Here is a 12,336-nt window from a genome sequence, read left to right as displayed (position 1 = left end):
TTCTGTCGCCCGCCAATCATGTTCGGGGAGCAGCTTTTACAAAGTGTGGATGGCCGTTTGTGATTGTAGGTGCCGGCCTGCAGTTTTAAGGTCTACGGGATATCATATTATGGTATTCCAAGATTTTGGCAAGAGAAACGGAGCGACCGGCCATCACTCGGCGATCCGTTTTCTGGTTTGGGGGGAGCGAATGTAGCGATGAGGCCTGTCGTTCCATGCCCGGTCAGGGGAATAGCGTTTCCCGGCCTGGCATCGGCAGGGCGACCAGCGACTTGCGTTCGGTTTCGCTGTCGGTCGCCGGCATGAACTTCTGGATCAGCACATTGGGCCCCGAGTTGGCGTCCAGCGTGTAACCGAGCAGATCGAACAGCGAATCATCGAACTGGCGGATGGTGCCTTTGAACAGGCTCCGCCCGTTGCCAGCCGCTTCCTGCAGGAAACTGCTGCTTGAGCCTGTGCCCCGTACCACGTCACCGACAGTCATGGCAGCGTCATGGTTCAGGGAGGCCGCCTTGAAGGCATTGAATCTCCCTGCCGCCTTGGCTTCGTCCGCCTGCTGGATCAACTGGATCAACGCCCTGCTGCGGGCTTCCTGGGCGATGCGCAGCTCGTTGGGGAGCTTGGGCCATTTCACCGGGAACCGTATCGACGGCCCGCCACGAACGCGGAACCAGTTGCGTGGCAAGCTCCTGAGACCATTCACGCCCATGCCGATCCCGGCTGCGGCGCTGGCGATACCGAAGGCCTGCCCCCAGCCTTCGAGGGTCCGGGATAGTTCCGGATCGCTTTCCGAGAGGATGATCGAGGCCACGTCGAAGGAGAAGGAAAGCACCGCCAGCACCGTTGTGGCGACCGCCAGGAGCATCGATGTCCCCGCAGTGAATGGCGCCAGCAGCACACCCACCGCACCGACCACGATGCGGAACGCGGTGCTCTGGATAATCCCCGTGCCGAGCCAGCGCGAGTACTGGGCGACGACCTCGCGCCCGCTGGGGTCCGCGTGGTTGACCGGATCGGCGTTGCCGAACACGTATCCTGCCGCCCCGCCCACACCGAACGGGCTCTTGCTGTCCCGGGACAGAAAGCGGCCCCAGGCCGGGTCGTAGAGGCGATAGCCATTGCCCAGGTGATACAGGCCCACACGGTTCAGTGGCTCCCCCTTGAAGCCCAGCCAGTTCTCCGCCTTGGCCCCTGAATGCCGCTTGCCATAAGGCTCGTAGCGGAAGTAGGTGATGGCCTTGGTGGCCAGGTCGATGCTGGCGAAGACCGTGCCGTTGGCGTCGCGCAGTTCGAATGAACGGCTGTCCTTTTTGTCGGTCCTGGTGTCCTGCAACAGGCAGGCGCGGCTTTCATTGCGCAGCACCAGCGAGCGCTCGGTGAAGGCCGCACCCGGGGCGAAGTCATATTGGACCAGGGCATAAACGCAATCGCCGCGGTAGTGATAGTAATCGGTCTGGGTGCCGTTACTGCCGCCGCGCACCCGGCCTTCGCTGTCATAGCTGAAGGTGTATTTGGTCTTGTCGGCATCGATCGAATACGTATTGACCTGGCCGTTGTCGTGGTAACTCAGGCGCCGGACTCCGTCGATGGTCAGGCTGCCCTTGGCGTCGTAGGTTTTTGCCGTACCCGTTGCAGTGTCCGGATCCTTGTTGGTGGTTTTCTGAATGAACACCTTGCTCACCATGCCGGGCTTGAGATCGACGTGGTAGAACAGGTCGGAGTTGCCGCTGGACGAGTTGGCATGGCTGGCCGTATTGCCGAGCAGATCATAGCTATAGGTATCCGTCCGGTTCGGGGATTCCACCCATTTCTTCAGGCGCAGGCAGTCGTCGTATTCGTAACTGTCGGCGGACTTCTCCGTCCCTTTCTCCTTGATAACGCTCCTGCTCAGGCGTCCATCCCCGCGCAGGGTGCGCTCCACGCTGATCTCCACCCCTGTGCAGGTGAAGGTGCGTTTGATCTCCTGCCCGAGCCCGTCGTAGGTGTACTCCACCTTCATCTCGAGATTGTCGGATTTCACCGCCTTGACGGTTTCACTGCTGAGCAGGCCATTGTCGGCATAGGTCAAGTTGCATACGCAGTGTTCACTCTCCGACCCGACAAGGTGATCAAAGAAATCGTACTGGTAGGTGGTGACCGCTTTGGTCAGGTCGGTAAAGCCGATCACCCGCCCGCCAAGGCTGAACTCCAGCGTTGAACTCGCGTTTTGCATGTACAGGTTCTGGGTTTCCTTGAGGTGTATCTGGTAGAGGTCGGTAACGTAACCATTCAGTGGCGTCGGTGCGGTACCGGGTGTCGTGCGTGTGCCCTTGGTCGACGCACCGCTGTAGCTGAATGAAACCGTGTTGTCTCCGACACACTGTTCGGTGACCCGGCCGAGGAAGTCCACCGTCTGGGAGCCGAGTTTGATTTTAGTGGCGGAGCCACTCTTGACCGAGGCACTGTTGGCAGCGGTCGACAGGTTGCCCTGGCTATATGAGTTGCGCAGCACCACACCATCACGCGTGCTGGTCAGCAGGCGCCCGGAAGCATCATAGGTATAACTGGAGGCCGCTCCGATCCTGGGCGCAGCCTGGGTCAACTGGGCGTATTTGTCGTAGGTCAAGTCGAGTGTGTCCTGCTCGGTTTCCTTGTTGTCGGACTCGACCCTGATATAGCGCACCGACGTCATCAGCCCTTCGGGAGACATGCTTCGCTCTATCTTGCAGCCTTCGCCACCGGTCAGCGAATACTGCTCTGTGATCAGTTTCTTGCCGGCATCGAACTGCCGATCGATGCTGAAATTACCCTGGCTAAGGCACTCGCCCCTGGCACCAGGGGTGCGTTTGCGGATCACCTTGTTCAATTCCTTGTCCGCGCTGTCCTTGAGCAGGCAGGTCGTGGTGATGGTGCCACTGGCGTCATGGCTCCACTGGGTTTCGCGAACGGTGAGCTTTTTATTGCGCGCGTTGTAGTCGGTTTCCACCAGGCTGGCGATGCGGCCAAGCTTGTCGTAGTCCCAGCGATGGGTTTCCACGAACTCGGTGCACCCATACTGCTTGGCCGCCTGGGAAATCCTGCGCCCGATGGCATCGTGCTTGTGCCGGGTAATGGCCATGCGCTCTTTCATGTCGTACTGCCAGACCAGATTGCGTGTCAGGGTGCAGGTGGTCTTGCGCACCTCCACGGTGTCCAGGCTGACGGTTTCGCTGAGCAGGTTGCCCAGGGGATCGTAGCTTCGGACGGTCTTGTAGCCTTCGCTGTCGGTGCTTTCCAACAGGCGCCCGGTCAACCTCGAGCGGGTCTGACTGGAGGTGATCACCTTCTCGTTGTCGGTGACGGTGGTCTCGATGACGAGCTTGTCGCTATCTGACGGATCCAGGCTATACGCATAGCTGATGGTAGTACTCGGGGTGTCGCTGGCCCCCTGGTCATTGACGAAACTTTTCTTGCAGCAAGCGACCATGCCGTAGCCAGGCTTGGTCTTGTCGATGTGGTAATCGTAGGTTTCCAGGGTCATGCCGGTCGACTTCTTGCTATTCAACCTGAAGCCCTGGCTGTTGGCCTTGCTCTGCTCCTCGACGCTCTTGTTCAGGTCCTTCAGCACCTCCTCGTAACCGGATTTTTCCTCGGCGCTCGCCGCACTGATCTGTGCTTTCAGGCTCTTGACCAAGGGGGCCGCAGCCTTGGTCGCCACGGCCAATTGCTCCGTGGTCACATCCACCAAACTGCAGTCTGGCTGGAGAATGGTCAGCTTCTGTTTGGCCCGGATGTGCCCGTCGAAGTTGCCATAGCCGAAGAAGGTCAGGCGCTGCGGCACTTCCTGGTCGCCGATCTTGCGGCTGACCAGTTCCGATTCCACGTCGCCGGAAAATGGTCGGTCGCTGCCACAGTGGACGATATCCACCGGCAGGTCGAAGGCCTTCTTCGCATAGTCGTTGACGGCCGGCAGCATTTCGACCGTGGTATCCAGGCGCGTCCCCCAAGTCATCCCGCTGTAGCTACCCACGGCAAAGATTGCTCCAAGAGGATTGGCATAGTCGATGACCTTGAACAGACAGGCGAAGAAGCTCCAGTCCTCTACATGTGTCTCGGTTTCCGTGATCCTGAACTGCTGGTAGTTGTTGTAGTAGGTCCACTGGGTGATTTCATCGTTGTTGTTGCGTCGTACCGGGTTGCCAATGCCGTCCAGTGCCAGGGTCTGCTGATCGACCAGCACGTCGCCTTCCCAGGTGCGGTGTTGTGACACTAACCACTTGTTCCGGGTATCCAGGCTATGGAGACGTTGCTTGCAGAGTGGCACGGCGTCGCTGCCGTAGCGCTCTACGCAACTCTGTTCGTTGTGGAAGTGGTGATGGCGCAGCAACGTGGCGCGCGGTGTTGCGTTCTTGTAATAACCGACCAGGGTGGTCGTAGTGCCGGAATAGGCATAGTCATGCACCAGATCGTCCATGCCGGCTCCCGGAGCCACCGTATGGCGAGTGATCCTGTTGTCACGGTCGTACTCCAGGGTTTCGCGATGCATTGCCTTGTCGGTCTCCTTCTCGAAGGGGTGCTGATGCTCGGCCTCGAAACTGGTCAGGTTGCCGGCAGCGTCTCGCTTGATCAGGTAGTTGATCTTGCCCGAGGTGGCGAAACCGTCTCCGTTCAGGCTGGTCTGCTGTCCGTTGCAACTGGCCTTGACGAAGGTGAAGGTTCTTTTTTCCGTCGTGCTATCCGGAAATATGACGATGGTCTTGGGCAGTCTCCACATCCCGGATTGCGCGAGCTCCTCGAATGAATGCCAATCCACCTTCAGCAGCACCTGCTCGCCTTTGCTGACCTGCTCCAGCCCGAAGAAGTTGTATTTCAAGTCAAGGCACAGGCCGGACGGAAGCATGTACTGGGTCCAGTTCACTTGATATTCATTTGTGGTCTGGATGACGAACCTGAAGGTGTCGCGGCTACCGTCCTTGTAGCTGACCCTATAGCCCGCCCTGATGGTCTGAGGCCCTCCGAATTCGTGAATTATCTCTTCGGTAAATGGCCGGATGGTGAAATCCCCGCCATTCATCGCAATGGTTCCATGGCTGACGCTGACAACCCGTCCATCCCTCAAGGTGATCAACGCCGCAGTCCCGCCGTTGTCAGAGACCAGCTTCACCCGGTTCAGGAAATTGCCTACCTGGACATGTATGCCATTGGATTTTTCGTATGAAAGACTGATCGCCAGGGGATTCTTCAGGCTGTCATCGGCAAACAACTCCGCCAGGGGGATGCGCAACACCCCTTTGCCGGTCCTGGCGTCGACGGTGACATGCTTGCGTGACTCCATGCACTGCTCGAACAACTGCTGGGTCTCGCTGCTCATCCCCGGCTGCGGCTTGCTGATGGGCACGAATGTCTGCGTCTCTATTTCCAGCATCGAGCCCTTGGGCGTCCATAGGAGGTTCTTGTTCTCCTCCTGAAATGGCTCGATCAAGTCCTTCTCGGTGTTTTCCCGACCGGCGCGGATGAACTTGCTGGTCTTGTTGATCTCTTCGGCGAAGTCCTTCGGCCACAGCGCCAGGCTCAACCGGTTCGCCTTGGGTGTGAACGACAGTGTCTCGAGGATCCGCCCGGTCTTCTGGCCCTTGACGTTCATCACCACCTGCTCGTTCTCGACCAGGTCGTGGTCGCCGATGACACTCCCCTGATCCCAGTTGCCCAGGCTTGGCAGGGTGTGGAACGCCCGCACGTTGCTTGCACAACCCCAGATCTTGTTCAGATAGCTGCTCCACGTTGGTTTAGGGACGGCATCGCCCACCTTCTGCCCGGCAACCACCAGTTCCGTCGCCTTGTCGATCGCCGCGGCAAAATCCCGCGCCTCCGAATAGCGGCTGGTGCGCCCGGCAAGCGGCTTGAAGGTGATCTGGCGCAGGATGGTGTCGCTGGCGTCGTCCATCACGTAGACGTAGCTCTTCTCGTTCACCGTCAGATCGTGCTGCAGGGAGATAGGCGCCAGTTCCCTCAGCCGGGTTTTCTCGTAAGTCACCGTCAGGTTCGAACTCTTGGGCAGCCAGAGCACGTTGTTGCTGGTGTGCTCGGCCGGGACGATGGTCTTTTTCGTGGTGTCCTTGACGCCGGCCTTGAGGTACAGGCTCTTATCGTTGATATAGGTCGCCAGGTCCTTGGCCCATTGGGCCGCGGCCAGCCTGGCTGGATCGGGAGTGAAGGTCAGCGCTTCGCAGAAGTTGCTCCCGGTCAGGGTCGCCACCTTGACCACGATGCGGTCCGCGGCCGTGAGCACCTGGGTGGCTGTGATCTTGCTGTCCTCGACCCAGTTGTCCAGGTGCAGGGCGGTGGTGAACAGGCGTAGATTGGCGTATTTCTGGCTGATCGCGGTCGCCGTGGCCGAGGCATGGACAGACGAAGCGTTGATCAGCCTGGCCAGGGCGCCCGGCCATTTGTCCTTGGCTAGCGTGTTGGTACTGGCCCGGGCGGTCAGGACGATGTGATCAAGCAACAGGTTGGCGGAATTGTCGAAGGCGAAGAAGGTGATGCGCTCGCCTTCCTGCGCATCGCGGTCAGCGCTGATCTTGCAGGCCTCCTTCACCTTGTCGCTGGTCCAAGACACACTGTAATTGGCATTGGCAGGAAGCCAGATGGAGTTCGAGCCCGGCGTCCGGTCGGGCTGTATCAGGCTGGGGTTGTCAGGGCTCTGCACGCCCGCCCGGAGAAACTGGCTGGTGTTGTTGATATGGGCAGCGAAATCATGGCCGCATTCTCCGGGATCCGTCTGCAGCGCGTTCGGGGTGAAGATGATGGTCTCGATCAGACGGTAAAACTTGTTGCGCACCTCCACCCGCAGTACATCATCCTTGGAGACCATCTGGGTGATGTCGATCTTCGAGCGGTAGACATTATTCCAGTTGTCGACATGCGCCACCGTGGTAACGACCTCGATCTCGCTCAGGGACCAGGTCCAGTATTTGTTCATGCGGTCGCCGAGCATGATGTCCCAGTTACCGGCGGCATCGTGGGTGCCGGCGCGGATCAGCTTGAGGTTGTCGTTGACATGTCGGCACAGGCCGGCCACCCAGACATATTGGCTGAGGTGGCCGGCCGTGGGCACGAAGGTGGTCTGCTCCAGTACGGTGTCCGTAGCCTTGTCGAAGACATTGACGGTGACTCGTTCACCCTCGGTCAGATCGCGGCCCGTGAGGACGTCGCCCAGTTCGGTCCAGGTGCTCGCCAGGTCGATCGACCAGCCGTATTCGTGATCGGTCACGTCGGTCACGTCGGTCACGTCGATCGACCAGCTCACCCTGAAATCGGCGTTGAAGGGGATCCAGATCCAGTTATCCAGGGCTTTCGCGGAGGGCTGGATAGTGCTGCCCTGCCTGACGCCGGCGCGCACGAAGTGACTCGTCCTGTTGATGTGGGTGGCGAAGTCCTGGCCACACGCTCCTGGGCTGGTACGTCCCTCAGCCACGCTGAGGTGGAGGCTCTCCAGCAGTGTTCCCTTCGCGTTGTAGACCTTGAGGTGCAAGGTGGAACCGGCCATGACCTCTCTATTGAGGTCGAGATTCACCCGTTTCTCGACAGGCCAGTTGTTGATCCGTGCGACCGTGGTGATGACCTGCACGTTACGATCGGTGATGCTCCAGAATTTGTTGCGATAGCCTGTGGCCTGGATCTCCAGTCTGCTATCCACCCTGACCCCGGCACGCACCAGCGTCAGTTGAGCATTGACCTGTTCGCACAGGTCCATCACCCAGGTGTACTGGTCCAGCCGACCGGCCTTGGGCACGAAGGTGGTCTGCTCCAGCACGGTCTGGGTCGCCTGGTCGAAGACGTTGACCGTGACCTGCTCGCCCTCGGCGAGATCGCGGCCTGACCAGACTTCGTCCAGCAACCTGAAGGCGGACAGGTCGACCGACCAGCCCACTGTGAAATCGGCGTTGAACGGAATCCAGATGCCGTTTGCCTGGGCTAGCGCAGAGGGCTGGATGTTGCTGCCGCTCTTGACGCCCGCTCGCACGAAGTGGCTTTTCCTGTTGATCTCGCTGGCGAAGTCCTGACCGCAGGGCCCTGCGGCGTTGCGTCCCTGAGCCACTTTGAAGCTGACGGTCTCCAGTAACAGGCCTTTCGCGTCATGGACCTTGAGGTGCAGGGTGGCGCCGGCCACGATATCTTCGGCAAGGTCGAGGTTCACCCGCTTCGCTACAGGCCAGTTGTTGGTGCGTGCGGTCGTGGTGATGACCTGCACGTCACGGTCGGTGATGCTCCAGAATTTGTTGCGATAGCCGCTGGCCCAGATCTCCAGTCCGTTGCCCACCTTGACCCCCGCACGAACCAGCTCCAGCTTGGCATTGACCTGCTCGCACAGGTCCATTACCCAGGTGTACTGGTCCAGGCGACCTTCCTTGGGCACGAAGGTGAACGCCTCCAGCACGGTCCCCGATGACCTTTCGAACACGTTGACCGTGATCCGCTCGCCTGCGACCAGGTCGCGGCCCGACCAGACCTCGTCCAGCGCCTTCACGGAGGACAGGTCGATCGACCAGCTCACAGTGAAATCGGCGTTGAACGGAATCCAGATCCAGTTGGCCAGATGCTCCGCATAGGCCTTGATCTCATGTCCGTTGTTGTGACCCGCGCGCACATAGAGGCTGGTCTTGTTGATCTCGAGCGCGAAGTCCTTGCCACAGAACCCGGGAGTGTTACGCCCCTCCGTGGGCTTGAAGCTGACGGTTTCCAGCAACACGCCCTTCGCGTTGTGCACCTTGAGCTGGAGGGTGGCACCGAGCATGACCTTCTCGGTGAGATCGATGTTGACCCGTTTGTCAGTGGTCCAGTTGTTGGCACGTGCCGTCGTGGTGATGACCTGCACGTCAGCGTCGGTGATGCTCCAGAATTTGTTGAGATGGCCGCTGTTCTTGATTTCCAGTTTGCTGCCCGCCTTGATGCCAGCACGAATCAGCTTCAATTGGGCATTGACCTGCTCGCACAGGTCCATCACCCAGGTGTACTGGTCCAGGCGACCGGCCTGGGGTACGAAGGTGATCTGTTCCAGCACGGTCTGCGTAGCCCGGTCGAAGACGTTGATCGTGACCCGTTCACCCTCGTTCAGGTCACGGCCGGACCAGACTTCATCCAGCGCTTTCAGGGAGGACAGGTCGATCGACCAGCTCACGGTGAAATCGGCGTTGAAGGGAGACCAGATCCAGTTCGCCAGGGGCTTTGCAGAGGGCTGGATGTGGCTGCCGTTCCTGACGCCCGCCCGCACATAGTGACTCATGCTGTTGATCCGGTTCGCGAAGTCCTGGCCGCAGAGGCCGGGGGTGCCGCGGCCGGGCGCCACGTTGAAGCTGACGGTCTCCAACACGGCTCCCTTCGCGTTTTGAACCTTGAGGTGCAGGGTGGCACCGGCCACGACCTCCTCGGCGAGGTCGATGTTCAAGCCATTGTCGGCTGGCCAGTTGTTGATGCGTGCGGCCGTGGTGATGACCTGCACGTCACGGTCGGTGATGCTCCAGAATTTGTTGCGATAGCCGGTGGCCTGGATCTCCAGCTTGCTACCCACCTTGACCCCGGCCCGTACCAGCGTCAGTTGGGCATTGACCTGTTCGCACAGGTCCATCACCCAAGTGTACTGGTCGAGCCGACCGGCCTTGGGCACGAAGGTGAGCTGCTCCAGCACGGTCTGGGTCGTCTGGTCGAAGACGTTGACCGTGACCTGCTCGCCCTCGGCCAGATCACGGCCGGACCAGACTTCACCCCGTTCCTTCAGGGAGGACAGGTCGATCGACCAGTTCACTGTGAAGCCGGCGTTGAACGGAATCCAGATCCAGTTCGCCAGGGCTTTCGCGGAGGGCTCCCTGCCGGCCTTGGCGCCGGCGCGCACATAGAGGCTCGTGTTGTTGATCTGCTTCGCGAAGTCCTGGCCACAGAGACCTGGGGTGCTGCGTCCGTGAGCCACTTTGAAGCTGACGGTCTCGAGCAGTTTCCCCTTCGAGTCCTGGACCTTGAGGTGCAGGGTCGCACCGGCCACGATGTCTTCGCCGATATCGAGATTCACCCGTTTTTCCGAAGGCCAGTTGTTATCGCGTGCGGTCGTGGTGATGACCTGCACGTCACGGTCGGTGATTCCCCAGTATTTGTTGAGGTAACCGCTATTGCGGATCAACCACTCGCCATTGTCTGCATCCTGGGCGCGAATCAGCTTCAGTTGGGCATTGATCTGCTCGCACAGGTCCATCACCCAGGTGTACTGGTCCAGGCGACCGGCCTTGGGCACGAAGGTGGTCTGCTCCAGTACGGCCTGCGTAGCCTTGTCGAACACGCTGACCGTGACTCGCTCGTCCTCGGCCAGGGCGCGGCCCGACCAGACTTCACCCAGCTCCGTCCAGGCGCCTGTCGAGTCGATCGACCAGGTCACGGTGAAATCGGCATTGAAGGGAATCCAGATCCAGTTCGCCGCTTCATGCCACTCAGGCTCGATCAGGTGTTCGGAGCTGTGACCGGCCCGTACATAGAGGCTGGTCTTGTTGATCTCGGTGGCGAAGTCCTTGGCGCACAGGCCGAGGGTGCTGCGACCAGGCCTTGATTCGAAGCTGACGGTTTCCAGCAACACGCCCTTCGAGTTGTGCACCTTGAGCTGGAGGGTGGAGCCGACTTTGACGTCCTCGGTGAGGTTGATGTTGACCCGTTTGGCGGTGGTCCAGTTGCTGGCGCGTGCAGTCGTGGTGATGACCTGCACATCGCGGTCGGTGATGCCCCAGAACTTGTTGAGATAGCCGCTGTTCTGGATCTCCAGCTTGCCACCCACCTTGACGCCCGCACGAATCAGTTCCAACTGGGAGTTGACCTGTTCGCACAGGTCCATCACCCAGGTGTACTGGTCCAGCCGGCCGGCCTTGGGCATGAAGGTCGTCTGCTCCAGTACGGTCTGCGTGGCCTTGTCGAAAACGTTGACCGTGACCCGCTCGCCCTCGGCCAGATCGCGGCCGGACCAGACGTCGTCCAGCTCCTTCAGGGAGGACAGGTCGATCGACCAGTTCACTGTGAAGCCGGCGTTGAACGGAATCCAGATCCAGTTCGCCAGGGCTTTCGCGGAGGGCTCCCTGCCGGCCTTGGCGCCGGCGCGCACATAGAGGCTCGTGTTGTTGATCTGCTTCGCGAAGTCCTGGCCACAGAGACCTGGGGTGCTGCGTCCGTGAGCCACTTTGAAGCTGACGGTCTCGAGCAGTTTCCCCTTCGAGTCCTGGACCTTGAGGTGCAGGGTCGCACCGACCACGATGTCTTCGCCGATATCGAGATTCACCCGTTTTTCCGAAGGCCAGTTGTTATCGCGTGCGGTCGTGGTGATGACCTGTACGTCACGGTCGGTGATCCCCCAGTATTTGTTGAGGTAACCGCTATTGCGGATCAACCACTCGCCATTGTCTGCATCCTGGGCGCGAATCAGCTTCAGTTGGGCATTGATCTGCTCGCACAGGTCCATCACCCAGGTGTACTGGTCCAGGCGACCGGCCTTGGGCACGAAGGTGGTCTGCTCCAGTACGGCCTGCGTAGCCTTGTCGAACACGCTGACCGTGACTCGCTCGTCCTCGGCCAGGGCGCGGCCCGACCAGACTTCACCCAGCTCCGTCCAGGCGCCTGTCGAGTCGATCGACCAGGTCACGGTGAAATCGGCATTGAAGGGAATCCAGATCCAGTTCGCCGCTTCATGCCACTCAGGCTCGATCAGGTGTTCGGAGCTGTGACCGGCCCGTACATAGAGGCTGGTCTTGTTGATCTCGGTGGCGAAGTCCTTGGCGCACAGGCCGAGGGTGCTGCGACCAGGCCTCGATTTGAAGCTGACGGTTTCCAGCAACTGGCCCTTCGAGTTGTGCACCTTGAGCTGGAGGGTGGAGCCGACCTTGACGTCCTCGGTGAGGTCGATGTTGACCCGTTTGGCGGTGGTCCAGTTGCTGGCGCGTGCAGTCGTGGTGATGACCTGCACATCGCGGTCGGTGATGCTCCAGAACTTGTTGAGATAGCCGCTGTTCTGGATTTCCAGCTTGTCGCCCACTTGAGCGCCGGCACGGATCAGCTTGAGCTTGGCATTGACCTGCTCGCACAGGTCCATCACCCAGACGTACTGACCCAGGCGGCCGGCCTTGCACACGAAGGTGGTTTGCTCGAGGACGGTCTGCGTCGCCTTGTCGAAGACATTGACCGTAACCCGCTCACCCTCGGCCAGATCGCGCCCAGACCAGACGTCACCCAACTCCGTCCATTTGTTCGCCATTGCGCAAGCTCCTCGGATGAGCATCGGAGGACGGCTGCGCAAAGCATCGTCGAACCGACGCGAAAGGGAGAGATGCGCTGTACTGTAGTGAGCGGGGATGA

The 12,336-nt window shown here is 60.1% G+C and carries 1 protein-coding gene; it reads right to left on the bottom strand.

Features of this window, described 5'->3' with window-relative positions; all coding sequences use genetic code 11:
* Positions 1-223 precede the first annotated feature (223 nt).
* Positions 224-12,235 carry an RHS repeat-associated core domain-containing protein gene (locus AC5QPF_RS19555; protein WP_494959461.1) on the bottom strand — a complete coding sequence of 4,004 codons (12,012 nt, stop codon included), beginning with the start codon at positions 12,233-12,235 and terminating at the stop codon, positions 224-226.
* Positions 12,236-12,336: the final 101 nt, after the last annotated feature.

The organism is Pseudomonas sp. Con_6, from assembly GCF_059379395.1.
The sequence above is the reverse complement of the archived record's forward strand: the minus strand, read 5'-3'. Positions and strand labels throughout refer to the sequence as shown.

Coding starts and splice junctions, on each gene's coding strand:
- AC5QPF_RS19555 (WP_494959461.1), bottom strand. CDS start 12,235: ATGGCGAACAAATGGACGGAGTTGGGTGACGTCTGGTCTGGGCGCGAT.